Annotated in this window: 26 protein-coding genes and 4 pseudogenes; 17 read left to right on the forward strand and 13 right to left on the reverse strand. The window is 67.6% G+C overall.

The window, feature by feature from the left end:
* Positions 1-75 precede the first annotated feature (75 nt).
* A complete protein-coding gene (locus tag PV341_RS08280) occupies positions 76-645 on the forward strand; it encodes a DJ-1/PfpI family protein (RefSeq protein ID WP_089227892.1) in 570 nt (189 codons plus the stop codon).
* Between the two features lie 19 nt (positions 646-664).
* The gene (locus PV341_RS08285; RefSeq protein ID WP_500328780.1) at positions 665-1,486 is read left to right on the forward strand and encodes an alpha/beta fold hydrolase; all 822 of its coding nucleotides are present in this window, start codon (positions 665-667) and stop codon (positions 1,484-1,486) included.
* On the opposite strand, the pseudogene PV341_RS08290 reads toward PV341_RS08285, so the two are convergent.
* Positions 1,487-1,801, reverse strand: a pseudogene (locus tag PV341_RS08290) (IS5/IS1182 family transposase); the annotation flags it as partial.
* Here PV341_RS08290 and PV341_RS08295 point away from each other — a divergent pair.
* From PV341_RS08295 to PV341_RS08340, 10 genes and pseudogenes are all read left to right on the forward strand, one after another.
* Positions 1,790-1,996 (forward strand): annotated as a pseudogene (locus tag PV341_RS08295) (transposase); the annotation flags it as partial. The pseudogenes PV341_RS08290 and PV341_RS08295 sit on opposite strands and share 12 nt — an antisense overlap.
* Positions 1,997-2,202: 206 nt before the next feature.
* Positions 2,203-2,373, forward strand: a pseudogene (locus PV341_RS08300) (Asp-tRNA(Asn)/Glu-tRNA(Gln) amidotransferase subunit GatB); the annotation flags it as partial.
* A gap of 327 nt (positions 2,374-2,700) precedes the next feature.
* Complete coding sequence (locus PV341_RS08305; RefSeq protein ID WP_500328779.1) at positions 2,701-3,102, forward strand: transposase family protein; 402 nt, start codon at positions 2,701-2,703, stop codon at positions 3,100-3,102.
* A gap of 109 nt (positions 3,103-3,211) precedes the next feature.
* Complete coding sequence (locus tag PV341_RS08310) at positions 3,212-3,814, forward strand: ISAs1 family transposase (protein ID WP_500357254.1); 603 nt, start codon at positions 3,212-3,214, stop codon at positions 3,812-3,814.
* Between the two features lie 690 nt (positions 3,815-4,504).
* Positions 4,505-7,309 (forward strand): Pls/PosA family non-ribosomal peptide synthetase, encoded by a 2,805-nt coding sequence (locus PV341_RS08315; RefSeq protein ID WP_500357234.1) that lies wholly within the window; start codon positions 4,505-4,507, stop codon positions 7,307-7,309.
* A 24-nt stretch (positions 7,310-7,333) separates the two neighbouring features.
* Positions 7,334-8,341, forward strand: a complete 1,008-nt coding sequence (locus tag PV341_RS08320; protein WP_500357235.1) for a TauD/TfdA family dioxygenase — start codon at positions 7,334-7,336, stop codon at positions 8,339-8,341.
* Positions 8,342-8,523: 182 nt separating this feature from the next.
* The gene (locus tag PV341_RS08325; RefSeq protein ID WP_500328776.1) at positions 8,524-10,119 is read left to right on the forward strand and encodes an acyl-CoA ligase (AMP-forming), exosortase A system-associated; all 1,596 of its coding nucleotides are present in this window, start codon (positions 8,524-8,526) and stop codon (positions 10,117-10,119) included.
* On the forward strand, positions 10,116-10,286 hold the full coding sequence (locus PV341_RS08330; RefSeq protein WP_500357236.1) for a hypothetical protein: 171 nt from the start codon (positions 10,116-10,118) through the stop codon (positions 10,284-10,286). The genes PV341_RS08325 and PV341_RS08330 overlap by 4 nt, the downstream gene beginning before the upstream one ends.
* Complete coding sequence (locus PV341_RS08335; protein ID WP_500328774.1) at positions 10,283-10,555, forward strand: acyl carrier protein; 273 nt, start codon at positions 10,283-10,285, stop codon at positions 10,553-10,555. Before PV341_RS08330 ends, PV341_RS08335 begins: the two co-directional genes overlap by 4 nt.
* A 526-nt stretch (positions 10,556-11,081) precedes the next feature.
* Positions 11,082-11,339 (forward strand): annotated as a pseudogene (locus PV341_RS08340) (Na+/H+ antiporter NhaA); the annotation flags it as partial.
* Positions 11,340-11,539: 200 nt separating this feature from the next.
* Here PV341_RS08340 and PV341_RS08345 read toward each other — a convergent pair.
* Together PV341_RS08345 and PV341_RS08350 are read right to left on the reverse strand one after the other, a co-directional pair.
* The gene (locus PV341_RS08345; RefSeq protein WP_500357238.1) at positions 11,540-12,496 is read right to left on the reverse strand and encodes a hypothetical protein; all 957 of its coding nucleotides are present in this window, start codon (positions 12,494-12,496) and stop codon (positions 11,540-11,542) included.
* Positions 12,497-12,787: 291 nt separating this feature from the next.
* Positions 12,788-14,341 carry a GH39 family glycosyl hydrolase gene (locus PV341_RS08350; RefSeq protein ID WP_500328772.1) on the reverse strand — a complete coding sequence of 518 codons (1,554 nt, stop codon included), beginning with the start codon at positions 14,339-14,341 and terminating at the stop codon, positions 12,788-12,790.
* A 289-nt stretch (positions 14,342-14,630) separates the two neighbouring features.
* On the opposite strand from PV341_RS08350, the gene PV341_RS08355 reads away from it, so the two are divergent.
* Together PV341_RS08355 and PV341_RS08360 are read left to right on the forward strand one after the other, a co-directional pair.
* Positions 14,631-14,942 carry a hypothetical protein gene (locus PV341_RS08355; protein WP_500357239.1) on the forward strand — a complete coding sequence of 104 codons (312 nt, stop codon included), beginning with the start codon at positions 14,631-14,633 and terminating at the stop codon, positions 14,940-14,942.
* Complete coding sequence (locus PV341_RS08360; protein WP_500357241.1) at positions 14,939-15,205, forward strand: hypothetical protein; 267 nt, start codon at positions 14,939-14,941, stop codon at positions 15,203-15,205. Before PV341_RS08355 ends, PV341_RS08360 begins: the two co-directional genes overlap by 4 nt.
* A gap of 142 nt (positions 15,206-15,347) precedes the next feature.
* On the opposite strand, the gene PV341_RS08365 is transcribed toward PV341_RS08360, so the two are convergent.
* From PV341_RS08365 to PV341_RS08400, 8 genes are all read right to left on the reverse strand, one after another.
* A complete protein-coding gene (locus PV341_RS08365; RefSeq protein ID WP_500357242.1) occupies positions 15,348-16,403 on the reverse strand; it encodes a LacI family DNA-binding transcriptional regulator in 1,056 nt (351 codons plus the stop codon).
* A 170-nt stretch (positions 16,404-16,573) separates the two neighbouring features.
* A complete protein-coding gene (locus PV341_RS08370) occupies positions 16,574-18,109 on the reverse strand; it encodes a glycoside hydrolase family 43 protein (protein ID WP_500357244.1) in 1,536 nt (511 codons plus the stop codon).
* 80 nt (positions 18,110-18,189) lie between these two features.
* Positions 18,190-19,689: an arabinosylfuranosidase ArfA gene (gene arfA, locus PV341_RS08375; protein WP_500328767.1), complete on the reverse strand. Its 1,500-nt coding sequence runs from the start codon at positions 19,687-19,689 to the stop codon at positions 18,190-18,192.
* A gap of 131 nt (positions 19,690-19,820) precedes the next feature.
* A complete protein-coding gene (locus PV341_RS08380; RefSeq protein WP_500328766.1) occupies positions 19,821-20,723 on the reverse strand; it encodes a carbohydrate ABC transporter permease in 903 nt (300 codons plus the stop codon).
* Positions 20,720-21,613, reverse strand: a complete 894-nt coding sequence (locus PV341_RS08385) for a carbohydrate ABC transporter permease (RefSeq protein WP_500328765.1) — start codon at positions 21,611-21,613, stop codon at positions 20,720-20,722. Before PV341_RS08385 ends, PV341_RS08380 begins: the two co-directional genes overlap by 4 nt.
* A 143-nt stretch (positions 21,614-21,756) precedes the next feature.
* Positions 21,757-23,031, reverse strand: coding sequence for an ABC transporter substrate-binding protein (locus PV341_RS08390; protein ID WP_500357246.1), 1,275 nt, complete (start codon positions 23,029-23,031; stop codon positions 21,757-21,759).
* A gap of 330 nt (positions 23,032-23,361) precedes the next feature.
* Positions 23,362-23,526: a hypothetical protein gene (locus PV341_RS08395; RefSeq protein ID WP_500357247.1), complete on the reverse strand. Its 165-nt coding sequence runs from the start codon at positions 23,524-23,526 to the stop codon at positions 23,362-23,364.
* A gap of 98 nt (positions 23,527-23,624) precedes the next feature.
* On the reverse strand, positions 23,625-23,837 hold the full coding sequence (locus tag PV341_RS08400; RefSeq protein WP_500357249.1) for a hypothetical protein: 213 nt from the start codon (positions 23,835-23,837) through the stop codon (positions 23,625-23,627).
* A gap of 180 nt (positions 23,838-24,017) precedes the next feature.
* Between PV341_RS08400 and PV341_RS08405 the strand changes: the two genes are divergently transcribed.
* Together PV341_RS08405 and PV341_RS08410 are read left to right on the forward strand one after the other, a co-directional pair.
* On the forward strand, positions 24,018-24,269 hold the full coding sequence (locus PV341_RS08405) for a hypothetical protein (protein ID WP_500357250.1): 252 nt from the start codon (positions 24,018-24,020) through the stop codon (positions 24,267-24,269).
* A gap of 15 nt (positions 24,270-24,284) precedes the next feature.
* A complete protein-coding gene (locus tag PV341_RS08410; protein WP_500357251.1) occupies positions 24,285-24,617 on the forward strand; it encodes a hypothetical protein in 333 nt (110 codons plus the stop codon).
* Between the two features lie 447 nt (positions 24,618-25,064).
* On the opposite strand, the gene PV341_RS08415 is transcribed toward PV341_RS08410, so the two are convergent.
* Both PV341_RS08415 and PV341_RS08420 read right to left on the reverse strand, forming a co-directional pair.
* Complete coding sequence (locus tag PV341_RS08415) at positions 25,065-25,688, reverse strand: NADPH-dependent F420 reductase (protein WP_500328760.1); 624 nt, start codon at positions 25,686-25,688, stop codon at positions 25,065-25,067.
* 33 nt (positions 25,689-25,721) lie between these two features.
* Entirely contained in the window at positions 25,722-26,456 is a 735-nt protein-coding gene (locus PV341_RS08420; RefSeq protein WP_500328759.1) for an SDR family NAD(P)-dependent oxidoreductase, read from the reverse strand.
* Positions 26,457-26,601: 145 nt separating this feature from the next.
* Here PV341_RS08420 and PV341_RS08425 point away from each other — a divergent pair.
* Positions 26,602-26,906 (forward strand): TetR/AcrR family transcriptional regulator (locus tag PV341_RS08425; RefSeq protein ID WP_500357252.1); only part of this gene is annotated, 305 nt, incomplete at its 3' end.

Raw genomic sequence — 26,906 nt, forward strand, 5'->3', positions numbered from 1 at the left:
GCTGGGCCGAGGAATGCTAACCCAATCAGATCGGATTGGATCCGCCTCACCCGCCTCAGATGCGAGGAGAAGCAGGTGCCCAGAGCGCTGCTCCTGACCGGCGACGCCGCCGAGGAACTCGACACCATGTATCCCTACTATCGCGTTCAGGAGGGCGGCTGGGACGTCGACGTCTCGTCACGGACGATGCGTGACGTTCAGCTGGTCATCCACGAGTTCGACCCCAACTCCGACGCCTACGTGGAGAAGAACGGCCGAAAGCTGCCGGTCGACGTGCCCTGGGCCGAGGTCGACGTCGAGCGCTATGACGCCCTCATCATCCCTGGCGGACGCGCCCCCGAGTGGATCCGGGTCGACGCCGACGTCAGGCGCATCACCGAGCACTTCTTCGCGCGCAACCTCCCGATCGCGCTGGTCTGCCACGGCGCGCAGGTGCCGGCTGTGTACGGACTGCTCAAGGGCCGAAAGACAGCGTGCTTCCCCCCCATCACCGGTGACATGGAGAACGCGGGCGCGACGGTCATCGACGCTCCCGACGTCGTGGACGGCAACCTCGTCTCCTGCCGGGGGTGGCCCGACATGCCGCAATTCGGCAGGGCGATGATGGAGCTCTTCTCGAAGTCCATCAACTCCGCATCGGCATGAGCACACCTGGCCTGTCCCAGTGACGGCACCTCGGACCATCACAGTCGACGGCTCCCCCGTCCACGTCATGGAGAGCGGCACCGGGCCCGCGGTGCTGATGCTGCACGGCTCCGGACCCGGTACGACGGGATCCGGCGCCTGGGCCACGACGGCACAGGCGCTGGGCACGTCCTGGCACCTGGTGGCTCCTGACCAGGCGGGGTTCGGCCGTACACCAATCCCGGCGGGCTCCAGGGGTGGGCTCCGGCTGTGGACGGAGCAGGCCGCGGGCCTGATGGAGGCTCTCGGTGTCGAGCACTACGCCGTGGTGGGCCACTCCATGGGCGGTGCCGTGGCGCTGGCGTTGGCGGCCGCGCGTCCCCAGCAGGTCACCCGTGTCGTGGCGGTCTCGACGATGGGCGCCCCCGGGGCGCCGCTGTCCGCCGAGCTCGACGCGGTCTGGGCCGCCCCCGCCGGCCCGCTCGGGGCACGAGACATGTTGAGTCGCCTCGTCCTCGACCAAGCGCTCGTGACCGAGTCGGCCGTCGCTGCCCGTGCAGCTGCGATGCGAGCGGGGGCGGCCGCATTCGCGTCGTTGTTCCCTCCGCCTAGGGCACGTTGGGCCGACGAGCTCACCCTCTCGGCGCAAACGCTGGCAGGGGTCCGCGCGCCCGTGCTGCTCGTCCACGGCGCCGAGGACCGAGTCACCCCGCTCGGAACGGCAGCCCTGCCCCTGCTCGAACACCTGGCCGATGTCCGTCTGCACGTGCTCGGTCGATGCGGGCACCTGCCGGCGCTCGAGCACCCGCACGACTTCAGGCGACTCCTGTCGTGCTTCGTGGGCCGGGAACGAGGTCACTAGTCACGCAGGTCCGGTGATGCTGCGTAGCCACAGCATCGTGCCGCACAAGTGGAGTCCGGCCAGGTGGCTCTCGGGAGACTTGTCGTAGCGGGTGGCGATCCCGCGCCAGTTGCGCAGCCGGTTGATGCACCGCTCGACGGTGTTGCGGTCCTTGTACAGCTCGGCGTCGTGGCTGACGGGGCGGCCTCCGCGCGAGCCCTTCTTTTTACGGTTGGCCGCTTGGTCCGCCTTCTTCGGGATCACCGCCCGGATTTTGCGTTTGCGCAGGTAGGTGCGATTGCTGCGGGAGGAGTACGCCTTGAAGAGATCCGCCGCCGCACCGACGTGGTCGGCATCTTCCCCGACCGCACCGCCGTGATCCGCCTGGTCGGCGCCGTCCTGGCCGAACAGAACGACGAGTGGACCGAGGCCCGCCGCTACATGGGCCGCGAGCTGCAGGCCAAAGCCCGCCTCCAGCCGATCGAGTCACAGACCGGCGACACCGTCCTGCCGATCGAAATCACCGCATAGTCTCAAAGAAGAGATCACCGAGTGGCCGTCGAGACACCACTCCAGCGGACGTGACCCAAGTACGACGGCCAAGCCCGGCCACGAACGGGCCGGTCACAAAGGTCTGCTCCGCGGGCTGGCGACAGTGCGGCACAATGCGGTGTGATCTGTGATGTCTGCGGCCACGAGGTACGACGAATACCGGTAGTCGAACCACCAACGCGGTGGCCGGCGAGCGCGCGCCCGAGGTCGCCAAGGCGTACGTGACCGAACTGCGCGAGCTGATCAAGGCGCTGGGCGTCTCCGAGGCCCGCATGGAGATGGGCCAGATGCGCTGCGACGTCAACCTGTCGCTGCGCCCCATCGGCCGGGAGAAGTTCGGCACCCGCAGCGAGACAACCCGGCAGTGAAGGAACGCTGGTTCTGCCCCTGGTGCTACGCCTGGACCGAATTCGGACACGACCCGCGCGAGGTCTCGCGACCGCAGTACGGCTACAGACCCTGGGAACGGGCGGATTCCCCCCAGCTCCCAGAGGACATCGCCCACGCGTACGACGTCGCGTACGCATACTCCCCCGACGGCCTCGGTGCGACACTGTGCGGACTGGCCCACAAGGACCTCACCCCCTCACCGTACCTGTGGATGCCCCGCTGGCCGAGCGCCTGTGAGGCTGGGTCCGCTGGACAGCGGTCAAGTCGCTGACCTGCGAACTTTCCTGGACCTGGTGCCGGACCCGCGGGCGAGGCGGGGCCGCTGGTACTCGCTGACCGCGATCCTCCTCGTCTGTGCCTGCGCGGCCGTGTCGGGAGCGAGGAGCATCGACGAGATCGCCGAGTGGGCGGCGCGGGCCTCGGACGACGTGCTGACCGCCGTCGGAGTCCGATGGCATCCGCTGCGATGGCGTCGTTCTCCCTCGCGGACCACGATCGGCCGTGTGCTGGCGGCCGTCGACGGTGACGCCCTGGACCGGGCCGTCGGCGCCTACCTCGCCGGCCCGAACCCTGCGGGAACGACTCCGGAGCAACGGCAGGTGATCGCCGTCGACGGCAAATCGCTGAGAGGATCGGCCCGCCTGTCGCCGGCCGCAGGCACCTGCTCTCCGTCGTCACCCACCACCGGGCCCTGACCCTCGCCCAGGCGGAGGTCGGGAGCGAAGACGAACGAGACCGCGCACTTCCGGCCCGCCCCTGCTCGAACAGCGGGACCTGGACGGAACTCTCGTCACCTTCGACGCCCTGCACTCGGTGAAGGCGAACGTCACCTGGCTGGTCGAGACCAAGAAGGCCCACTACATCTTGGTGATAAAGACGAACCAGCCGACCGCACACCGCCAGCTCGCCACCCTGCCCCGGCGGGACATCGCCGTCCAGCACACCACGACCTCCACCGGACACGGGCGCCGCGAGTCCCGCTCGATCAAGACCTGCGGCATCGCGGACGAGCTCGGCGGGATCGCCTTCCCCTACGCCTGCCTGGCCATCCGTGTCCATCGTCGCCGCAGGCAGACAGGCCGACGCGAGAGTCGCGAGACCGTCTACGCCGTCACCAGCCTCGACGCCCACCAGACCACCCCCGCCGACCTGGCCACCGCGATCCGCGGCCACTGGACCGGGGAGGCCCTGCTCCATGTGAGAGACGTGACCTTCGCCGAGGACGCTTCCACCGTCCACACCGGGACCGCACCCCGCGCCATGGCGTCCCTCCGCAACCTCGCCATCGGCCTGCTCAAGATCCTCGGAGCTGACAACATCGCCAAAACCACCCGCGCAATCCCCGACCAACCCGAACGAGCACTCCCTCTGGGCATCACCAACAAGCTCGACCCTTACGGAACTTGATCAAGCCCTGGTCGATAGCCGAGCTGATGCCCCCACCAACTGGCGCCGAAGCCTTGAACGCCACCGTCAAGGTCGAACTGATCGAGCATCAGGGGCCGTAGTGGGACGTCGACGAGGTGAGCGGGCCGTCTTCCCGCGTCCGCGTCGTACAAGAATAAACGTCTCCGCCCCGCTCTCGGCTACGCGCCATTCGACGAGTACGAATACGCATACTGGTCGCGATTGAAGGAACCTACCCCCGCAGACCGCCTCATCACACGATCGCCGACTCCACGAAACGCGGGGCAGCTCACACAGTCGTACTCTGAGAAAAGGCCCGTGGTTTTCTGTTCTGGCGGCCACTGCTCAGGGGACCAGGATGCGCCAAGGGGACGGGTAGGGGATCGAGGCGGGACTGGCCGCAAAGTCCGGTTTGATCTTTCCGCACCTCGACCAGCCCCTTGCAGCTGCGGTCGAGGGAGGCGTTGCGCGTAAGCAGTATTGTCGATCTAGTCGGCCGGATCAGACCGTCGAGTAGGGCCAACCCAAACCCTCCACGGTCAAGGCGGGCGATCACGGAGCTGCGTTCCGGCCCAAGCTCTTGTAGCAGTCCAGGCAAGTGCGTGGATCTCGTTCATGTAGTTCAGCGTGCCTGCATCGACCACTGTGATTTCTCAAGGGACCCAGCTGATGGGGAACTCTCACGACGTCTTGACCGCCGAACCGGCCGGCAATCCAGCCACTCTCGCCATATGCGAACGACGCTTCGCCGAAGTCCTGGCCGACATCGTGCACACCGAACACGTATCAGTCGACAGCCACTTCTTCAACGACCTCGGCGCCGACTCCATGCTGATGGCCCGATTCTGCGCCCGAGCACGGAAACAAGCCGACCTGCCACCGGTATCCATGCCGGACATCTACAAACACCCCACAATCCGAACGCTCGCAGCCGCCCTCACCAACGACGCCTTGACCGCCGAACCGGCCGGCAATCCAGCCATACTCGCTACACGCGAACGACGCTTCGCCGAAGTCCTGGCCGACATCGTGCACACCGAACACGTATCAGTCGACAGCCACTTCTTCAACGACCTCGGCGCCGACTCCATGCTGATGGCCCGATTCTGCGCCCGAGCACGGAAACAAGCCGACCTGCCACCGGTATCCATGCCGGACATCTACAAACACCCCACAATCCGAACGCTCGCAGCCGCCCTCACCGACACCAAACCCGACGCCAAAGCCAGGCCCGCCTCGCAGCCGGCGACTCCGGCAGCTCCCATTGCGCCGCCGAGGCGGGCGCGCAATGCCGAGTACGTCCTCTGCGGGGCGTTGCAGCTCCTGTTCCTCTTCGGCTACCCCGCCCTTACCGCGATCGTCGCGGTGAAGGGCTACGAATGGGTCTCGGCCAGCCCGAACCCGGTCGACATCTACCTGCGGGCGGTCGCGTACGGCGGCGCGATGTTCCTCGGCCTTTGCGCCCTCCCGATCCTGCTCAAGTGGGTGCTCATTGGCCGGTGGAAGCCGCAGCAGATCCGCGTCTGGAGTATGGCGTACTTCCGCTTCTGGCTCGTCAAGACCCTGGTCCAGCGGAACCCGATGGCGCTGTTCGCCGGTTCACCGCTCTACGTGCTCTACCTGAGGGCACTGGGCGCGAAGGTCGGTCGCGGCGCCGTCATCTTCTCCAGGTCCGTGCCCGTGTGCACCGACCTGCTCAGCATCGGCGACGGCACGGTGATCCGCAAGGATGCGTCCTTCAACGGCTACCGGGCCCACAACGGCATCATCCAGACGGGCGCGGTCAGCGTCGGCAAGCACACGCTCGTCGGGGAGATGACGGTGCTCGACATCGGGACCTCGCTGGGTGACGGGTCCCAGCTGGGGCACTCCTCATCGCTGCACGCCGGTCAGACCGTGCCCGACGGGGAGCGCTGGCACGGCTCCCCTGCGCAGCCGGCCGACGTTGACTGCCAGCGGGTCCCCACGATGGACGTCAGCACCCGGCGACGGTGCGTCTTCGCGACCGTGCAGCTGGTGAACCTGCTTCTGGTGGGTACGCCGCTGACGTTCGTCATCGTGGTCCTCGCGCTCACGAAGGTCCCGCAGCTCGTCACGTTGTTGGACGCGGGACCGCTCTCCCTCACGAGCGGGGCGTTCTACCGCGACAACGCGCTGGTCATATCCGCCGTGCTCTTCTTCGGCGCCCTGCTCGTCAGCCTCGTCTTCGTGGGAGCCGTTCCGCGTGTGCTGAACCTCTTCATCAAGCCGGACAAGGTCTACCCGCTGTACGGATTCCGCTACTGGATTCACCGCGCGATCGCCCGCACGAGCAACAGCAGGTTCCACATGACTCTCTTCGGTGGCACCTCCTACATCGTCCACTACCTGCGTTGGCTGGGCTACGAGCTTCGCGACGTGCGGCAGACCGGCTCGAACTTCGGCGAAATGGTCAAGCACGACACCCCGTTCCTCAGCGCGGTCGGCAGCGGAACGATGGCCGCGGACGGGCTGTCCATCATCAATGCCGACTTCTCGAACACATCGTTCCGACTGTCCCGTGTGTCGATCGGGGCAGAGAACTTCCTTGGAAACGTGATCGCCTATTCCGCGCAGGGCAAGACGGGCGACAACTGCCTCCTCGCAACGAAGGTCATGGTTCCCGTCGACGGACAAGTACGGGAAGGCGTGGGCCTACTGGGCGCGCCGAGCTTCGAGATCCCCCGGTCGGTCAAGCGTGACAAGCAGCTCGAGGTGGAGAGCAAGGGCGAGCTGCGCCGCCGCCTGCGGGCCAAGAACATCTACAACACCATCAGCATGGCGCTGTTCCTGCTGGTGCGCTGGATCCTCATCTTCATCGTCACCGTGCTCTACCTGGCCGCCATCGACCTCTGGGCCTCCCTGGGCGTGCTCGCGTTCGCACTGGCCACCGCCGGGGTCTTCGTTTTCACCGTCGCCTACAACGTCCTGGTCGACCGGCTGGTGCGGCAGTTGCAGGCCTTGCGGCCGCAGGGCTGCTCGATCTACGACCGCGCCTTCTGGCGGCACGAACGCTTCTGGAAAGTGAGTTCCCTCGCCTATGTCCTCGTCTTCAACGGCACCCCGCTCAAGAACGTGATCTGGCGGCTCCTGGGTATGCAGATCGGCCGCAGGGTCTTCGACGACGGCCTCCGCGTGCCCGAGCGGACGTTCACCACGATCGGGGACGACTGCACCCTCAATGCGGACACCATCATGCAGTGCCACTCGCAAGAGGACGGAGGCTTCAAGTCGGACCGTATCGTGATCGGTGCCGGCTGCACGCTCGGTGTCGGCGCATTCGTCCACTACGGCGTGACAATGGGCGACGGCGCGGTGCTTGCCACCAGCTCCTTCCTCATGAAGGGCGAGGAAATGCCACCGCACGCACTGTGGGGCGGGAACCCGGCCAAGAAGATGCGCGGGCAGTCGGCCGACCTCCAGGTGCGCACGATCAGCCGCGGCGACGGCGCCGCCGTGCCCGTCCACGGCGACTGACACCCGGCGAAAAGGAGAAATGAGATGTCGATCTCTTCCCAGACAGCGCTGCCCGAGGTGGACCTGCAACCCGGCAAGCCGCCGATCCTGCACACCAAGCCCGCCGACGACGCGGTGCGCTGGGCAGCCGAGAACCGCGCGGCGCTGCGCGCGATGGTGGCCGAGCACGGATCGATCCTGATCCGCGGCCTCGGGCTGCGCGACGCGGCCGAGACCGTCGCCGTCTTCCACCAACTGGCCCGCACAGGTCTGATGACCGAAAGAGAGGCCTTCGCCTCCCGGCAGGCCTACGCCGAGGGCGTGTACTCCTCCTCGAAGTGGCCGCCGAGCCAGCCGATGTGCCTGCACCACGAGCTGAGCTACCGGCTCGAGTTTCCCGGCCTGATGCTCTTCGCGTGCCTGTCCGCACCCATCGAGGGCGGGGCGACCGGTGTGGCGGACTCGACGGCCACGCTCGACGCGCTGCCCGGCGACCTCGTCGAACGGCTCGAGCGGGAGGGCTGGATGCTCGTCCGCAACTACAACGAGGAGATCGGGACGTCGATCGCCGAGTCGTTCGGCACCGAGGACCGTGACGCGGTCGAGAGCTACTGCCACGCCAACGCCATCGAGTTCGAGTGGCGATCCGATGGAGGGTTGCGCACCTGGCAGCGCCGCAGCGCGGTGGTGCGGCACCCGGTCACCGGTCAGCGCTGCTGGTTCAACCAGATCGCCTTCCTCAACGAATGGACGCTCGACCCCGAGGTGCACGAGTTCCTCATCGACACCTACGGCGCCGAGGGGCTGCCGTTCACCACCCGTTTCGGGGGCGGCGACCCGATAGGCGAGGACGTCGTGCAGCTGCTCAACGAGACGTACAAGGCCAACACCATGCGGGAGCCCTGGCAGGCGGGCGATCTGATGCTCGTCGACAACATCCGCAGCGCACACAGCAGGGAGCCCTTCACCGGACCGCGTGAGGTCCTGGTCGGGATGGTCGACCCGGTACGCCTGGCCGACTGCTCGCCGACCGTCAAGGTGAACGCCGGATGACCACGTCCCCCGTGCGACCGTTCGCGGTCATTTCCGGTGCCCACGTCCACCGCGCGAGCCGTCGAACCCCCCGCGCCCAGCACCCAGGCGATCCCGGCCCTGCCTTCGGAGACCAGCCGGCGCAGGGCAGAGGTCTGGGATCCTCGGCTGCCAGGCAAAAGTGAGAGAAAGAAACCGCCGAAATGATCAACCGATTGCCGGACCTCGTTGCGAGGTCCGCCCAACGCAACCCCCGCGCGCCCGCCCTGACCGCACGGACGACCACGATCTCCTACACCGATCTGCACGAGCGGACGGAGCTCGCGGCCAGCGGCCTAAGCGACCTCGGCCTCAATAGTGGCGAGCGCGTCGCGGTCTTCCTCGAAAAGAAGATCGAGACCGTCGTGGCAATGCTCGCCTGCTCGCGGGCCGGTGGCGTGTTCGTCCCGGTGAATCCCGTGCTGCGGGCCGGGCAAGTGAGGCACATCCTCGACGACTGCACCGTGCGCGTACTGGTGACCTCCACAGACCGGCTGCACACCCTGCGCGCCCAACTCGCCGCCTGCAAGTCACTCTCCCACGTCCTCGTCCTGGGCGACTCGCTTGCCGATGACGCGGAAGCCCCTTACCGCGTGCTCCCCTGGTCGAAGGTCGCCGAGCCCCCGAGCCAGTCCGCGTGTCCTGCGACGGGCGGCGTCGACACGGATGTGGCCGCGATCCTCTACACGTCGGGGAGCACCGGGCCCCCGAAGGGCGTCGTGCTGTCGCACCGCAACCTCGTCGCCGGCGCGGAGAGCGTCAGCGCTTTCCTGAACAACACGGCAGAGGACCGAATCCTGGCCGTCCTCCCACTGAGCTTCGACGCCGGACTGAGTCAATTGACGACCGGCTTCTGCGTCGGTGCCCATGTGGTGCTCGCCAACTACCTGCTGCCGGGTGACGTCATCCGGCCGTGTGTGGAACACCGCATCACCGGGCTGGTGGGCGTACCGCCGCTGTGGATCCAGCTGGCAGCCCAGACGTGGCCGTCCGAGGCCGTGACCGGGGTGCGCTACTTCGCAAACACCGGGGGGCGGCTGCCGCGCGTTACCCTGCAACAACTGCGAACGATGTTCCCGAACGCAACGCCATACCTGATGTACGGCCTCACAGAGGCGTTCCGTTCCACCTACCTCGATCCCCGGGAGGTCGACCGGCGACCCGATTCCATCGGCAAGGCCATCCCGAACGCCGAGATCCTCGTGGTCCGGGAGGACGGCGGCCTGTGCGGTCCGGGAGAGCCGGGTGAGCTGGTGCACCGAGGTCCGCTCGTCGCGTTGGGCTATTGGAATGACGCAGAACGCACGGCCGAGAGGTTCCGGCCGCCGCCGAACCGCCCGGTCGAGCTGTGTACGCCCGAGCTGGCGGTCTGGTCCGGCGACGTCGTCGTCCGCGACGAGGAGGGCTTCCTGTACTTCGTCGGACGGCGCGACGACATGATCAAGACGTCGGGATACCGGGTCAGCCCGCAGGAGATCGAGGAAGTGGCGTACGAGACCGGCCTGGTCCACGATGCCGTCGCACTCGGCCTCGAGGACGAGGCACTTGGCCACCGGATCGTCCTGGTCGTGACACCCTGCGACCCCGCCGGCTTCGACCCGGCCACGATGACCGCACGCCTGCGGCAGGAACTACCCGGCTACATGGTGCCTGCCGATGTGGTGGCCCGGAGTGTCCTGCCCCGATCGCCGAACGGCAAGTTCGATCGGGCACTTCTTCGCCACGAGCTCACCGCCTCCCGCACTCGGGAGCCCGCGTGACCGCAGGCGCCTACGCGCACCCCACGATCAGCCGGTCCGCGATCGCCGACGGCATGCTCCACATCGGCGGCCTCCCGGTCGGGTCGCTCGCTGAACGCGCCGGTCCCACTCCGGTCTTCCCCGCAGGCCGCCGGGTCTGCACGGCCGATGAGGAGAAGCCAGCATGACTCGCTCGCCAGAGATCTCGCAGGCGATTTTCGAGGACGTCAAGGCCGTCGTGGTGGTGACGCTGGACATCGAGGACCTGGCCGATGACCTCGAGCCGGAGACGGGACTATACGGCAATCTCCCCGAAATCGACTCGCTCACCGTCGTCAAGCTCATCGTCGCATTGCGGAAACGGTTCGAGATCGAGATCGAGATCGACGAGATCATCTGTCAGACCTTTGACACCCTCGGGCAGCTCGCGGCCTTCGTGGAGTCCAAGGTGCGCTGAGAGTCGCTCCGCGGCGTCGAGCACCAGACGCGGATCCACCGTCCGGATCGGGACGCGCGAAATGCCATTGGATCTCCTTCCCTGCACGGCCTGGCTGTTCACCCGGCAGGCAAGAAGGAGGCCCGTCTTCGTATCGGCAGGTCGCCCGCGCACCGCGGCACCTCCACGCGCCAGCGTGAACAGGTCGCCCGGGGTCTGCACCACCCGCCGGCAGCAGCGGCTTCTTCAACTGCTGGCACACAGAATGCACTTCATGGGGCACCGCCTCCAGCCGGAGCCTCTCCACCACCCGCCCACACCGCACCGGACCGGCGCATGCGGCCAGCACACCAGCATCCAGCTGCTGAACTCATCAGATCCCTTCTGCAGCTTGGCTGCAGGAGGTACCCGCCAGCCGCGTCCCCAACCTCACAAGGCAATACACCTAGCCGGCCGCGCAACCGCTGTACAGAGGGGCGTCCAACACGGTAGCCAGCTGCTGCTCGCGCTCGGCACCGTTGCCGTCGTCAACGCGCTCACGGCGCTGTCCGCCGCCCTGCCCATCATCGCCGCCGTGTGAGGCAGGGCCGCACCAGCCGTCCTCTACGCCGTCACCGCCACCGCGGGCGGCGGGAGTCTGGACGGCGGCTGGGCGGTACCGATGGCAACCGACATCGCCTTCGCGCTCGCGGTCCTGGCCGTCCTGTCCATACACCTGCCGGCCGCGCTGCGCGCGTTCCTGCTCACCCTGGCTGTCGTAGACGACCTCGGCGCGATCCTGATCATCGCAGCCTTCTCCACCTCAAAGGTGCTCGAACCGGCCCCCGTGAACGCGCCGGGCACCCGGGGGCAGGCCGATCCCGAAGTAGCGGCGCAGGTCGTCCACCACCCGCTCCGCATCCAGAACGAAGTGCAGGCGCTGCCCCACCACAGACGGCTCCCCGCCGGAGGAACCAGGCCCCGCGACGAGTTCGTGGATCTCAGATACCTGTGCCCTCATCTGTGTCAGTTGTGGCCGGTGGCGTCGGCTGGGCCGCCCATACCTCGCTGATCAAGGTGAAGGACGTAGTGAGCATTCCGGCCCCCCCAGCGTGGGGGCATGACGGAATGAGCCATCTGGCCGTGGGCGATACGGTTGCGCAGCTTGCGCCCCTCGTGGAGGAACTCCGTCTGCCGATCGGTCAGGAGGCCACTCTCCCCCCCCTGCTTGATGAGGGCGTGGAGCGGCTTCGTGCCGGAGTCAGGGACCTCGGCCCGGAGGACGATCTCCATCGCGATCAGGGCGTGCAGGAGGGCCACGGTGGAGAACTCGTAGCAGAAGTAGGAGTGGCGCAGGAGCTCGCGGGAGGTGTGCAGCACCGTTGCCGCGGACTGCGGGATACCGGAGGGCACCGTCAAGCCGGCGACGACGTCGTGCATGTCGGCGTACTGGTTGCCGAAGTGGTGGGCCCGGGGGTCGGGCACGGGGAACGGCAGGCGCTGATCGGTGGCGGCGTTCCACGGCAAGGGCATCCGCGTGCCGCTGTCGGCAGACCCCGTCCGGGCAGGTGGCTCCTCCCAGAGGAGGAGCACGGCCAATGCGATCTGGAGCACGAGCGCTGCCCGGTGCCGGGAAGGCGTGTCGACCAGGTCGTGCAGGACGTTGTTGCGGAGGTTCATCTGCCCGTCGGCGTTGCCCAGCACCGTCCGGAGGACGAGGGGCCACGGCTCGGGGAAGCCGAGTTCATCCAGCTTGTCGAGGAGGGGGCCAAGCTGCTGGACCTGTCCGATGGTCTCCCCTTTTGCGTGTGTGATCACCGCGATGTCGGCTGCCTGGAGTCGGCGGCGCAGCGTGCCTTCGAGGCGCGGCAGCGCCAGGGCCAGGGCCGTGTCGACATCGCCCTCCCAGAATGCCCCGAAGGCGCGGGCGAGACCGCGCATCCGAGTCTCCGGAGCATGCTCCGGGCTGGTGAAGAACGGCACGAGGTCGTCCGCCGTCGGGCGGAAGGAGGCGCTCCGATGGCCGTTTTCCAGTGGCCGACCGCCCGAAACGGGCCCAATGCCAGGGCGCCTCCGTGCTCGCCTCGACAACGAGCGGCGCACCGTCCGCGCGGGGGCGTGAACACACATCAGCAGACGTCCTCGCCGCCCGGCTGAACACGGTGGCACATCCCCTCCACGCGACAGCGATGACCATCCAGGCGGTCACCGGAGCGCACATCGGCCAGCTCGGGCTCATCCGCGATATCGACATCAACGAAACAGCGACCGCCGTCAAAGTCCACGACAGCCCCGCCCACCGCCAATGCCAGCGGTGCCGAGGCCGAACAGCCGGTTGTCGCTCCACCACTCCGGCGTCTCGTCGACGACCGGCGTGAGCTCCAGCAGCGTCACCTCGTTGCGACCGAGGACGAGGTCCACGTCGGCGCGCCCGCCGGCGACGGGCACGCTCCGGTGCGAGCGGGCGGGTTCGGCGGCCTCACGAAGGGCGTCGAGCTGGCGGTTGACGGGCGCGAGCGGCCGCCCCATCTCGCACCAGGCGGCCCAGGGATTACCGGCGTCCTCGCTCACGGAGCGGCGGCGCGCGAAGGCGGAGCCGTGCGCGTCGTGGGCGCCGACGGGCAGAGATAGCCGGACGGTGTGGCCGTCGACGGTCTCGCCGCCGGTCTGGTCGGCCGGAGCCCAGGCCAGCACGGTGACGCGGCCGTCGCCGTGCCGCGTCACCAGGTGGTCCTCACCTCGGGCGAGCACCTGCTCGCCCATCTCGGCCATGAACGTGTACAGGTGGTAGGTGGGCTTCTTGATCTGACGGTGAGTCAGCAGTCCGAAGCCGCCATGGAACGGCGCGGTGGGGATACCCACCTCCTCGAAGACGTCGCTGAACGTCCAGTAGGAGAAGGAGTCGGCAACATCGCCGCCGCTGGCCAACACCGGTGCGAGGTACGCCGCGTGGAACGCGGTGTCGTGGATCGGGTTGTCCGGCCGGTACGAGGAGTTGAACTCGGTGATGTGGACCGGCAGGTCCGCGAGCTTGGTGCCCGCCAGCTGTCGCCGCGGGGCGCCGAACTGCTCCAGCAGCGCCGACGCCGGCATGAGCGTCTGGTGCGCACCGAACGGCACGTGCTGCTCGGGGCCGGAGGTGTAGGCGTGGCGGCTCACGAAGTCGATCGGCACGTCGCGGGTCTCGACGAACTCGGCGAAGCGCTGGATCCACTCGTCCTCGTAACCCGGTGCCAGGGAGGGTCCGCCGACCTGGAGTTCGGCGTCCACCTCCTTGACGGCCAGCGAGGTCACCTCATAGAGGCGGTGGTACGCGTCTTGGTCCGCGGCCCAGAAAATCGGCAGGTTGGGCTCGTTCCACACCTCGATCGGCCACCCGCGCACCTGGTCGATGCCGTAGCGGTCGACCAGGTGCCCGATGACGGCGCGGACGAGGTCCGCCCACTCCTTCTCGTCGCGAGGAGGGGTGATGTTGCCCTTCCACCAGAACACGGTGTCGTCGCCAGAGGCGAGCCCGGACGGCATGAAGCCAAGTTCCAGGAAGGGCGCGATGCCCATCTCCAGGTAGGCGTCGACCACCTGGTCGACGTATGTGAAGGCGTGGCGCACGCGCCGCTCGCCGGCGTAGTCGTAAGGCCGGTGGATGCCCATCCCGTCACTGAGCAGGCCGTGCCCCCGGATGTACCGGAAACCGATCTCCTTCTGTACGAGGTCGAGCGAGTCCTGGTAGTCACGCCGCAGCGCGAGGTCGAGCCGACCCGTACCGACGCAGTGGCGCCAGGCCTCGGAGAGCTGAGTTGTCGACTCACTGGGGATGACGATCCGCATGGTGGCGGTTCCTTTGCTGCGGTGCGGGCTGCCGCGCGACGGGCAGGCAGGTACGTCAGTTGTGCTGATGTCCGACGTACTACGCACCCTAGGAAGCCGGGGAAAACGGTGTCAAGACATCGAGTTCTCGCGGAACCGGCACTACGTGATGTGCTCGAGGCGAGCCGCTCAACCCCAGGTGCACGATCGTGAGTCATGTCTGCCGCATCGGTAACGATTGCGCAACCTGCGCAAACCACGGGTGGTCGCCTGCTCACTTCAAGCGGTAGACATTACTTCATCTTCATGGATGGCCATTACTTTGCGCAACTTTTTCGCGCTCGCGGTGTTGACGACACATCAGGAAGTCCCCACGATGACGAGGAAGACACGCAGCGCGACAGCTGCCGCGATCGGTTTGGCTATCGCGCTGGCTGCCACTGGTCGCGCCGGCAGAGGCGACACCGGCAGCAAGGGTGGTTCGTCCGGCGGCAAGGTCACTTTGAGCTTCTGGGAGAACGCGCAGCCCGGGCCTGGTGAGGGGTACTGGAAGGCCGCCGTGAAGGAGTACCACTCGCTGCATCACCGAAGGAGGCCCTTGGCTTCCTCCAGTTCGTTGTGACCAAGGACCAGCAGAAGGCCTACGCCAAGGCCTTCTACACGATCCCGGTGAACAAGGACGCCCAGGAGGTCGTCACCGACCCCTACAACATCTCAGCACTGCAGGCCTTCAACAAGGCCGCTCACTCCATGCAGTTCCTTGACACCGTGTACGGCCAGAACGTCGGCAACGCCATGAACACCGCCGTCGTGAACCTGCTGGCCGGCAAGGGCACCGCCGCCGACATCGTCAAGGACACCAACGCTGCCGCCGCGAAGGGCTGAGTAAGCACACGATGAGCAAGACCCTGGGTACTGACACGGCCACCGGCCGCCAGTCGCAGGGCACGCTCGTGATCTTCCCGGTGGCCCTCGCCGTGTTCTGCGGCGTCTGCCGATGACACAGGCCGGCACAGGCCCGCCGGCGTCATCGGCGTGGCGTTGCGGTTACCGAGGCGGGCCCGGTGGAGGCGCGCAGGACCAGCTCGGTGGCCAACTCCATGCGTGCGGGGCGTCGGATGCCGCCGTCTACGCTCCGGGAAAGCTCGATCAGGAGCTTGACCGCTGCGGCACCCAATTCGGTGCTGGGCTGCCTGATGGTCGTCAGCCCGGGGCTGACGCAGTATGCCTCGGGCAGGTCGTCGAAGCCGATGACACTGACATCCTCGGGAATGCGCAGGCCTCGAGCATTCAGTGCGTCGTAGATGCCGAGCGCCATGGGGTCCGAGCAGGCGAAGATTCCCGTGATCCCCGGGTGCCTGTCGAGCAGGGTGTGGGTGGCGGCCACGGCCTTGACACGATTCCATCCGCCGTAGGCCACGGACACCGTGGCACCGCCGGGTGCTATGTCGGCTGCCGCACGGAAACCGTCGACGCGCGCTCGGCTGAAGAGATGACGGGCGTGGCCGGCAACAACCCCCATTCGCTCGTGGCCCAGAGACAGGAGGTGCTCGGCGGCCATGCGGCCGCCGTCCCAGTTCGCCACGCCGATGCTTGCCACCCCCGATGGCGGCGTACTCATCGGGTCGATCAGGACCACGGGGACGCCTGCGGCAAAGAGCGCGTTGAACTGCCGAGAGTTGGGATCGACCAGCGTCCCGATGGTGCCGACGCTGCGCCTTCTCAAGACCCGCGACACCCAGTCGCTGTGCGGCTCGGCGAGCGTCAGCACGACATCCAGTCCCGCTGTTGCCGCCTCGCGCCCCACCCCGGCTATCACCAGATTCGCCCACGACCCCTCGAAGTGGGTGACCACGAGTGTGAGCACGTTGGACAAGCCGCTCTCGTCCCGCACGCTTTCGATCTTGGCTCCGCCCCGGCGGGTGTAGCCGACGGCTCGCACGGCTTCCATGACCCTCGCGCGCGTCTCGGCCGAGACGTCGGTTCCGCCTCGCAGCACCTTGGACACGGTGGGCACGCTCGTGCCAGCGGTCTCGGCGACCAATGACAATGTCGGGCGCGATCCGACGGGTCGGGGGGACATGAGGACAGGCTATCCAGGGGGGAGGCCGTCCAGGACGGCGGGTCGGCAATGGCGGGCACTTGAGCGGTCGTGGACAAGGGCTTCGAGGCGGTTTGACGGCGCGGTCTCGCGGCATGCCGCGTGCCGCACCCACACGGACGCGGGTACCGCACGCGACCGAACGCCGAGCGTCAAGCGGAGGGCACGTGGACCAGGGCGTATTCGAACCAGTCGAAGGCAACCACGCCCTCGGTGGCGTACATGCCGATGACGCGACCGGTGAAGCCGCAGGCGACCTCGGTGGACAGGTAGCGCCCGTCCAGTTCGACGAGTGGCTGGGCGTCCGCGGCGTCGGGATCGCCGAGCCAGAAGGCGATGGTGTCAGGGCCGGTGGTCCCGCCGTCGGTGAGTTCGGGCGACGCGGGCACAAGGCCGGACGTCCGGATCACGACGGTAAGGGTCAGCGGCCCGGACGGGACCGGTCGGCGGGCCACGGTCTGGCGCAGCGGGCCGATCCGGGCGACGACGCCGGCCTCTCCGTTCCCGACCTCCAGTGCGTAGTGGTGGGCCTCGTCCAGGCGCACGCTGAGGCCGCCGCGTCCCGTACCCGGGTCGATCACAGCGGTGACGCGGCAGTCGTGGTGCTGCTGGCGGCGCCCGACGAAGGTGTACCCAGGGCGGTCGAGGGTGGCGCCGGTGGCACTGAGGGTCAGCCAGCCAGGGCGCTCGTTGAGCGACCAGGAGCCCTCCGGGCGGGTGAACGGCGAGACCCAGTACGGCGCGAGAGCGGACTCGTCGAAGTCGTCGCGGGCGGGCAGGGCCGGAACGGGGTGCCAGGCACCGCCCGGGGCCGCGTGGCTCTCCGGAACGGGCGCGACAACGGGCCAGCCGTCCTCGTCCCACTCCACGGGGGTCAGGAACGTCTCGCGGCCGAGCACGTGCACGTCGGGCGTGAAGCCGCGGGGCCGGACGCCGAGCAGCACCATCCACCAACTGCCGTCGGGAGCCTGCACCAGATCGGCGTGGCCGGTGTTCTGGATGGAGCGGGCGGTACCGCTGTGGGACAGCAGGGGGTTGGCGGGTGCGCCTTCCCAGGGGCCGCGCGGCGAGCGGCCGCGGGCGATGGACACACTGTGGCCGCGTTCGGTGCCGCCTTCCGCGATCAGCAGGTACCACCAGTCGCCGATGCGGTAGAGGTGCGGCGCCTCGGGGTACTTGAGGCCGCTGCCCGACCACGTGGCGAACGGCCCCTCCAGCACCTCCCCCTTGACCGGGTCGATCCTGGCCATGTTGATGCCGCCTGCGGGCCCCGAGAAAGCGCACCAGCAGGTGCCGTCCTCCTCCCACGCCAGGTCGGGGTCGATCCCGTGCAGGTCGATCCACACCGGGTCGCTCCACGGCCCCTCGGGCCGCTCGGCCGAGACGACGAAGTTGCCGCCGCCGTCGACATTGGTGTTGATGACCCAGTAACGGCCGTCGTGATGGCGGATCGTGGGGGCGTAGAGGCCGCCGGACGCCTTGGCGCCAGGGAGAGGCAGCGGCAGTTGCTCGGGCCGGTCGAGCACATTGCCGATCTGTTCCCAGTGCACGAGGTCCTTGCTGTGGAAGATCGGCAGCCCGGGGAAGTACTCGAAGCTGGAGCACACCAGGTAGTAGTCGTCGCCGACCCGGCACACGCTCGGATCGGGGTGGAACCCCCTGATCACGGGGTTGTCGTACGTACGCACAGAATGTGGTCCCTTCACATCGTCGAGCACCGTCGCGAGTTCAGGCCGAGCACGGCGCCAGATCTGCTTCATGTCGTCGCTCAGCGAAGGGCGATCGCCGTCCACGACACCGGCGGCAGCTCGATCGTGAGCACGCCGTCGGCGAGTGTCGCGCTCTTGTTCGCGGACGGGGTCACCCGGTGCTGCTCGGCGAGTGTGTTCTTCGCGTACACGTCGGAGTCGGCGACCGTGACCGCCTCGCCGATCTGCGATGAGCCGAGGCTGCGCACATCGACCGTGACCTGCGCGGCCTCTTGCAGGTCGCGGTTGACGAGGAAGACCGCGGCCCGGTCCTCGTCGACGGTTGCGACGGCGTCGATGACGGATGCCTCGCCGTGGCGTGCCGTTGTGTACGCCGGCGCCTCGACCACGGGCCGGATCACCTCGCCGGAAGCGATTCGACTCGTGATCGAGAACGGGTAGAAGATCGTCTGCCGCCAGGCCGGGCCGCCGGGCTCGGTCATGATCGGCGCGATCACGTTGACGAGCTGCGCGAGCGATGCCGAGGTGACGCGGTCGCTGCGCTTGAGGAGCGTCATCAGGAGGTTGCCGACGACTACGGCATCCGCCACCGTGTACACGTCCTCGAGTTGCCGAGGGGCGTGGCGCCACTCGTGGTTGAGCTCCTGGGACTCCTGGTGCTCCTTGAGGTACCAGATGTTCCACTCGTCGAAGGAGATGTTGATCTTCTTGTTCGAGCGTCTCTTGTTCCCCACGTGGTCGGCGGTCGCGACGACGGTGTCGATGAAGTAGTCCATGTCCATCGCCGAGGCGAGGAAGGAGCCGAGGTCGCCGTCGTGCTCCTGGTAGTACGCGTGGCACGAGACGTAGTCGACATGGTCGTAAGCGTGCTCGAGCACCGTGCGCTCCCAGTCGCCGAACGTCGGCATGCCGGACCCGGAGGAGCCGCAGACGACGAGTTCGAGGTCCTTGTCGGCCATCTTCATCGCGGCGGCGGTGCGGGCGGCGGTCTTGCCGTAGTCGTCCGCCGTCATGAAGCCGGTCTGCCACGGGCCGTCCATTTCGTTGCCGAGGCACCACATGCGCACGTTGTGCGGGTCCGGTGTGCCGTTGGCGATGCGCAAGTCGGACAGCGCCGTGCCCGACGGGTGGTTGGCGTATTCGAGCAGGTCCAGGGCGGACAGGATGCCTCGCGTGGCGACGTTGACCGCCAGCATCAGCTCGGAGTCGGTGAGCTTGAGCCACTTGGCGAACTCGTCGAGGCCGACCTGGTTCGATTCGAGCGAGTGCCAGGCGAGGTCGCGGCGCACCGGGCGCTTCTCGCGGGGGCCCACCGAGTCCTCCCAGCGGAAGCCGGAGACGAAGTTGCCGCCCGGGTAGCGGACGGTCGTGCTGCCGAGCTCCTTGACGAGTTCGACGACGTCCATGCGGAACCCGTCGTCGTTCGCGCTCGGGTGTCCCGGCTCGTAGAGCCCCGTGTACACGCAACGGCCGAGGTGCTCGACGAACGAGCCGAAGGTGCGGCGTCGGACAGGAGCGATGACGGCCTGCTTGTCGAGCTCTATATGGGCGCGGGGCAATGCGATGGTCCTTTCCAAGGGATGGCGCGGACGTGCCGCGGCCTGAGCGATGCCTCCGGTCAGCGGCCTGCCCCTGCCGCGGCACGGCAGGGGCAGGCGTGAAACGGTCCGGTGCGGTCCTGGCGCCGGTTTCAGCCCTTCACGGCACCGGTGAGTCCGCCGACGATCCGCTTTTCGAAGATCGAGAAGAAGACGAGTGCGGGCAGCATGGCGAGTGAGGTGAACGCGAGGACCTTCGCAGTGTCCTGGGAGTACTGCGAGGAGAACGCCTGGACGCCGAGCGGAAGGGTGTAGTTCGCGTCCGAGTTGAGGACGTACAGCGGCAGGACGTAGTTGTTCCAGCTGCCGATGAACGCGAGGATGCCGACCGTCACCACACCGGGCAGCGACAGCGGGATCACCATGCGGAAGAAGAATCCTAGTCGGCTCGCACCGTCGATCGCGGCGGCCTCCTCGATCTCGTGGGGAATGGCTCGCAGGAACGGCACCAGGATAATGACGGTCGTCGGCAGGCCGAAGGCGATCTGCGGGACAATGATGCCGAACAGGTTGTCGACGAGGCCGATGTTCTTGATGACGATGTACAGCGGGGTGATCGCGATGACCATCGGGAACATCAGGCCGGCGGCGAACAGGGAATACATCGCGCCCTTGAGCTTGAAGTCGTAGCGCGCTATCACGAAGCTCACCATCAGGCCGAGGACCACGATGCCGACGGTACTCACGAGCGCGACGATGACGGAATTGGCGAATTCGCCCCAGAACCTCCTCGACGTCAGGACGTCGGCGTAGTTGGTGAGCACCCAGGGGTGCGGCAGGGCGGCCGGGCTTGTCGTGAACTGGGAGTTGGTGCGGAATCCGCCGAGCACGATGTAGAGCACCGGTGCGATGCAAACCGCGATGAAGAGCAGCGCGACGAAGTAAGTGAAGGGATTCCCCCACTTTTGCAGCTTGTCACGCTTGTCGCGACGACCCATGGGCGTGTTCGGGTCCGCGTCGGAGGAGAGCCAGGAGTTGGCGGTTGTCGCGCTCATCGGGCGGCTCCTTCAGTGACGGCGCCCTTGAGGTCGCGGCGCAGGACGAAGCGCTGGTAGACCAGCGCGACGATGAGCGAGATCAGGAACATCACGACCGCGATGGCGCTGCCGTAGCCGAAGTTGCCCGCGTTGCGGCCCTGGGCGACCATGTAGATCGCCATGGTGGAGGTGCCCGCGGTGCTCGAGATGTAGGGGCCCCAGATGATGTAGACGAGATCGAACAGCTGCAGCGAGCCGATGATTGACAAGAACGCCCAGATGCGGATCGTCGGCCCCATCAGCGGCAGTGTGATGCGGCGCTGGATCTGCCAGTAGGAGGCGCCGTCGATCTGGGCGGCCTCGAAGAGCTCATCGGGTATCGACTGCAGGCCGGCGAGCATGAGGATGACCGCGAAGCCGATGTACTTCCACGAGATGATGCCCATCAGCGTCCAGATGGCCAGCTTCGGGTCGGAGAGCCAGTCGGACTGCAGGGAGCCCAGGCCGATGTGCTGCAGGAGGTCGTTGAGGGCGCCGTTGGTCTGGAGCATCAGACTCCAGCCGGCGCCGACGATGACCTCGGAGACGACGTAGGGCACGAAGATCAGGACGCGGATGGCCGAGCGGCCACGGATCTTCTGGTTGAGCAGGAGCGCGAGGACGATCGCCACCGGTGCCTGGATGACCAGCGAGAGCACTAGAATCAGCAAGGTGTGCCACAGAACCTGCTGGAACGCGGGGTCGGTGAGGATCAGCTTGTAGTTGTTCAGGCCGACCCAGTCGGTGGGCGCCCCGTAGCCCTTCCACCGGTAGAAGCCGTAGAACGCGGCGAGCGCCACCGGGAAGATCACGAACGTCAGGAACATGATGATCGCCGGCCCGGACAGGACCGCGATCTCGAGTCGCATCCTGGCACGCCCGCGGCGGCGCGCGGCCGCTCGCAGCGGAGTCGGGGACCCGGACCTGGCCGCGTCCCCGACTCCGGGCGTGCCCTGCGACTGGCGGCCGGTGGCCGTGTCAGTACCCAGGGTCTTGCTCATCGTGTGCTTACTCAGCCCTTCGCGGCGGCAGCGTTGGTGTCCTTGACGATGTCGGCGGCGGTGCCCTTGCCGGCCAGCAGATTCACGACGGCGGTGTTCATGGCGTTGCCGACGTTCTGGCCGTACACGGTGTCAAGGAACTGCATGGAGTAAGCGGCCTTGTTGAAGGCCTGCAGTGCTGAGATGTTGTAGGAGTCGGTGACGACCTCCTGGGCGTCCTTGTTCACCGGGATCGCGTAGAAGGCCTTGGCGTAGGCCCTCTGCTGGTCCTTGGTCACAACGAACTGGAGGAAGCCAAGGGCCTCCTTCGGTGCGTTCTTGGACAGTGAGTATCCGCCGCCGCCGCCCATGAGGGCGGTCGGATCGCCCTGGCCACCGGCCACGGCAGGGAAGGGGAACCAGCCCAGGTCGGGCAGCGGCTTCTTGTCCGCGGTCAGGCTGGCGTACACACCAGGCTCCCAGGTGCCCATCAGCTCCATGGCCGCCTTGTGGTTCGCGACCATGCCCGCCGACGACCCCGCGCCCTGCTGCGACGAGGTCGTCAGGAAGCCCTTCTGGAAGGGGCTGACCTTCAGGAACGACGCCAGGTCCTCGCCGGCCTTGGTCCAGCACGGATCGTCGAACTTCAGCGACTTGGCGGACTTCGTCATGGTGTCCTGGCTGCACTCGCGCAGGGCGAAGTTGTAGTACCAGTGCGCGGCCGGCCAGGCGTCCTTGGCACCGACCGCGATCGGCGCGACGTTGATCGCCTTCAGTTTCGCGACATCGGCCTCGAGCTCGTCCATCGTCGTCGGAGGCGCGGTGATGCCGGCCCTCTCGAACAGGTCCTTGCTGTAGTAGATGCCCTCGGGCTGCGTGTCGGTCGGCATGGCGTAAACCTTGCCGTCGATCGAATTGGCCGCGACCGCCGCCGCGCCCGCGTTCGCCTTGTCCGTGGCGGTGAGGTTCAGCTCCTGAAGCTGACCGGCGTCGACCATGGCCTGCATCTTGCCGCCACCGCGCTGCAGGAAGATGTCCGGCGCGGAGCCCGAGTTGAGCGCGGTCTGCAACTTGCCGTCGAAGTCCTCGTTCTGGATCGCCTGGATCTTGATCGTGACGTTCGGATGCAGCGAGTGGTACTCCTTCACGGCGGCCTTCCAGTACTCCTCACCAGGCCCGGGCTGCGCGTTCTCCCAGAAGCTCAAAGTGACCTTGCCGCCGGACGAACCACCCTTGCTGCCGGTGTCGCCGCTGCCGGCGCAACCAGTGGCAGCCAGCGCGATACCCAAACCGATCGCGGCAGCCATCGCGCTGCGTGTCTTCCTCGTCATCGTGGGGACTTCCTGATCTGTCGTCATTGACACATTACGAAAAGTTGCGCAAATTAATGGTCTGTTGGACGTCGAAAGCCCTGCACGTACGCTGATCTGGGTGTTCAAGCGGCAGGCCGGGCCGTGGCAGCAGCGAGAGTCGGGAACGTGCACACACGTCCGCGATGATCGCTGCCACCTGTGCTTTCCGAATTCCAGGCATGTTCGTGTGGACGTGCCAGGTGGACGGGGGTGACCGTACGGAGTCGTCTCCGCACGGGGAGGTTTCGGATCGCTCGAGAGTATGCGCTCCGCCCGAAGCGGCAGTCAATGAATAATTTTCGAAAGTTCATCGAAACTTTGAATGACGGTCAGGGAGTTGCTCCCGCCGTGCGACGGCGGCGTGGACGACCAGCAGCCTGCAGTTGCACCCTCGCCGGTTCGCGGCGCCTGGATCTTGGTGCCGCCGGAATGCAACGCCTCGTCGTCCACCGCCATGAGGTGTGGCCCGCAAGCTCCCGACGGAATGCGTGAGTCCCTTGACAGCAAGTAGTTTTGTCCCAAAACTACGTCCCCGACGTGGGGAGAGTTCAGATGTCGATCGTGATCGTCGGTGCCGGCGTCGACGGACATGCTGCGGCCCAGCCGGACACCGTGGTGTGCGCGAGCTGATGCCCCGTGAGGAACGCTTGGGGAACCAACCCCTCGTGCACCGCTTCCACCAGCAGCCGGTGCGGCCGCCCCCGATACACCGGCAGTTGCGGCCACTGGTGGTCGGCATGAAACCCGTGCGGCTCCACCATGCGTACAAGGGCCGGTCCCACTGGAACGGCCGACCCCGTGGTGGGTCACCGCACGCGTCCCTGTCGACCTGGACCCGCCTCGGACGGCGGGGCACATTGCCGCCTCCTGCAAGCGGGCGGCCGTCTTCAACCGGACGGGCTCAACAAGCCCCCGTCACTGACCCCGCCGAGCGACGGCCGATGAGCGACCTCGACCCCGGACGGCTGGCCGCCGTCATCCACGGCTGCGGCGTGCGCTGCCGGCCGCAGCGCGCGGGGCCGAGAACCTTCGAACGCTTCGACCGCGCCGGCGCCGCGTTGGTCGCCGACGCGGCCGCGACCCTGCCCGCCGCAGACCGTCGAGCCCTGGCAGCCGCGCTACCGGCGCTGGAACAGCTGCGTGACGCCGTCACCGCCCAACGGCCGGCCCTGCCACCCCCACCCCGCGCCTGAATCGAAGGACGAGCAATGACCGGTATCCGCCGGCTGCTGTCCCGGCGGCTGCAGACCAGGCAGCTCCAAGGAGTCGCCCCAGGCCCCCACGAGTTCACCGTGCAACGCACGATACGGGTGCCCATGGGCGATGGCGTGGAGCTGATCGCCGTCCTCTGCACACCGATCAGCGAGGTGGACCCCGCCACTGCCCACGATCGTCATCTGCTCCCCGTACGGCCGCCGGAGAGGGTGTTCGCGCTTGCGCATGCGGTGGTGGCCCGGTGGTGGGAGCAGGCCTTGCCCTGGGAGCGCGAGGGGGTCTGGCCGCGGCGGCTGCCTCGTTGCGGGCGGCGACGCCGGGGCTGATTTGGTGCCACCCTCGGTGCACCCCTGCACGCAACCGTGCAACCCACCCTCCAGCCCCCGGTCCAAGCAACCCGCCAGGAGCACCAGGAGCCGGTCGCGGCTCCCGAGCCTGGCCACGCCCGCCAGCCTGCAGCATGGGCAAGCCCACCGGGAACGGGCTTGCCCAGCCCGAACCAGGGGCGGGTCCAGAAGAAGCGTTGCCATCGGCCAGCGCCGGCCCGGGCCCGTACGGCGTGGCCGTAGCGCAGCGGCGCGGGATCCCGCCCGGACCGGTGAGTGCCGGCGGCGCCTGTTCCTCGATGGCGGTGAGTTCCGGCGGCAACAGGACACGGGGGCCCTGAACCGTCGCCAAGATCACCGGTCCGGCTGCTGTTCGCGCACCCGCCCTCACGCCGGCTCCGTCCCCCGATCGGCAGCCGCTCCGAAAAGGCTCCGTCAATCGTTTGCTCAGGCGGGAAGTTCGGTGATGCTGAGGGCGAAGTTCAGGTTCCCCACTCCGTGGTTGGCGAGGCCTACCGTGACCACGCCCGCTCCTTCCAGCCAGTGCGCCATTTTCAGGCCGCCGACGTCCAGCGGGCGCAGCCCGAGGCTCTCGATGAACGCCTCCACACTTGCCTTGGCCTGCGCGTTATCGCCGGCGAGGAAGACGTCGGGCCGCCCCTTCTCCAGGACATGACGGAAGACGGTGTTGAACGCCTTCACCACACTGGCGCTGGCCGGGGCGGCCTTGGCGACTTCCTGCGCGTTCGAGGTCTCCTCGCGGTGGGCTAGCCCGTCGAACGTGGAATTGAAGGGGTTGCTGATGTCGACGATGACCTTGCCCGCGAGAGCGTCTCCGTACTGGGCGACGGCCGGCACGACACCGTCGTACAGCAGGGCCACGATGACGATGTCCCCGGCCGGGGCGGTCCCCCATTCTCCCGTCGTGGCGCCGCCGCCGAGAGCCTTGGCCAGGTCGGCGGCCTTGGACTGATTGCGGCCCATGACCTCGACGGTGTTGCCGCCCGCTATCGCCCGCGCGCCGATGGTGCGGGCCATGTTCCCGGTGCCGATGATGCTGATGCTGCTCATGAGATGTCCTGCCCTGATTGTGTGTTGTTCGGTTCAGATGGCGGTGGTGCCGCCGTCGGCGACGAGTTCCATGCCGTTGACGTAGCTGGAGTCGTCGGAGGCGAGGAAGAGGGCGGCGGTGGCGATCTCGTCGGGGCGGCCCATCTGGCCGCGGGGGATGAGGGACTCGAACTGGCGCTTGGTGGCCTCGTCGAAGAGCTCTTCCTGCTTGGCGGTGGCGACCTGGCCGGGGGTCAGGACATTGACGCGGATGCGGCGGTCCTTGAGCTCGTTGAGCCAGATGCGGGCCCAGGCCTGCTGGACGGCCTTGCTGCCGGCGTAGACGCTCCAGCCGGGGAAGGCGCCGAGGGAGGCGTTGGAGCCGGTCATGAGGATGGAGCCGCCGTCGTTGAAGAGCGGAAGGGCCTTCTGAACGGTGAACAGGGTGCCGCGGGCGTTGAGCCCGAACCAGGTGTCGAACTGGGCCTCGGTGATCTCGCCGAGCGCGGCGGGCTCGCCCCCGCCCGCGCTGGCCCACAGAACGTCAAGGCTGCCCTTCTCCCGCTTGACGGTGTCGTACAGGCGGTCCAGGTCGTCCAGGTTGGCGGCGTCGCCCTGGACGCCGGTGACGTTGCGGCCGATCTGCTTCACGGCCTCGTCCAGGGCGTCCTGGCGGCGGCCGGTGATGAAGACGTGCGCTCCCTCGTCGACGAACAGCTTCGCACCGGCCAGCGCCATGCCGGTGGTGCCGCCGGTGATGACCGCGACCTTGCCGTCGAGCTTTCCCATAGTCGTTCCCTTTGGGTCGGTGGTGCCGTGCGCACCTGGGATGACGGTGTTATGTACACCGCCCTGTGTGCTTACCGTACGGGGCGGGCGGCCGGGACGCAAACTATGTACACCGGCCGTTACCCAGTTCGGGTACCATGGGCCTATGACGGAGTTGGAGAAGGGCCCCACGGGCCGCCGCCGCGGCCGGGGCGCCCGCGAGCGCATCCTCAGCGCGTCCCAGCAGCTGTTCCGCGAGCAGGGCATCAACCGCACCGGCATGGACCAGCTTTGTGCGGTGGCCGAGGTGTCCAAGCGCACGGCCTACCAGCACTTCACCGGCAAGGACGAACTCGTCGCCGAGTACCTGCGCCGGTTCGACCCCGCCGTTCTGTCCGGCGTGTTCGACCGCACTGACCTCACACCCCGCGAGCGACTCCTCGCCGCCTTCGACATCCCCCCCACCACCCC

This window comes from Streptomyces sp. PA03-1a (assembly GCF_033792805.1).
Taxonomy (GTDB): domain Bacteria; phylum Actinomycetota; class Actinomycetes; order Streptomycetales; family Streptomycetaceae; genus Actinacidiphila.

What these genes read in the sequence shown, in the direction of transcription:
- PV341_RS08390 (WP_500357246.1), bottom strand. Translation starts at nt 23,031, where the DNA reads ATGGCTGCCGCGATCGGTTTGGGTATCGCGCTGGCTGCCACTGGTTGC.
- PV341_RS08380 (WP_500328766.1), bottom strand. Translation starts at nt 20,723, where the DNA reads ATGAGCGCGACAACCGCCAACTCCTGGCTCTCCTCCGACGCGGACCCG.
- PV341_RS08350 (WP_500328772.1), bottom strand. Translation starts at nt 14,341, where the DNA reads ATGCGGATCGTCATCCCCAGTGAGTCGACAACTCAGCTCTCCGAGGCC.
- PV341_RS08385 (WP_500328765.1), bottom strand. Translation starts at nt 21,613, where the DNA reads ATGCGACTCGAGATCGCGGTCCTGTCCGGGCCGGCGATCATCATGTTC.
- PV341_RS08325 (WP_500328776.1), top strand. Translation starts at nt 8,524, where the DNA reads ATGATCAACCGATTGCCGGACCTCGTTGCGAGGTCCGCCCAACGCAAC.
- PV341_RS08415 (WP_500328760.1), bottom strand. Translation starts at nt 25,688, where the DNA reads ATGAGCAGCATCAGCATCATCGGCACCGGGAACATGGCCCGCACCATC.
- PV341_RS08400 (WP_500357249.1), bottom strand. Translation starts at nt 23,837, where the DNA reads ATGGTGGAGCCGCACGGGTTTCATGCCGACCACCAGTGGCCGCAACTG.
- PV341_RS08320 (WP_500357235.1), top strand. Translation starts at nt 7,334, where the DNA reads ATGTCGATCTCTTCCCAGACAGCGCTGCCCGAGGTGGACCTGCAACCC.
- PV341_RS08420 (WP_500328759.1), bottom strand. Translation starts at nt 26,456, where the DNA reads ATGGGAAAGCTCGACGGCAAGGTCGCGGTCATCACCGGCGGCACCACC.
- PV341_RS08365 (WP_500357242.1), bottom strand. Translation starts at nt 16,403, where the DNA reads ATGTCCCCCCGACCCGTCGGATCGCGCCCGACATTGTCATTGGTCGCC.
- PV341_RS08405 (WP_500357250.1), top strand. Translation starts at nt 24,018, where the DNA reads ATGAGCGACCTCGACCCCGGACGGCTGGCCGCCGTCATCCACGGCTGC.
- PV341_RS08410 (WP_500357251.1), top strand. Translation starts at nt 24,285, where the DNA reads ATGACCGGTATCCGCCGGCTGCTGTCCCGGCGGCTGCAGACCAGGCAG.
- PV341_RS08335 (WP_500328774.1), top strand. Translation starts at nt 10,283, where the DNA reads ATGACTCGCTCGCCAGAGATCTCGCAGGCGATTTTCGAGGACGTCAAG.
- PV341_RS08355 (WP_500357239.1), top strand. Translation starts at nt 14,631, where the DNA reads ATGGCCATTACTTTGCGCAACTTTTTCGCGCTCGCGGTGTTGACGACA.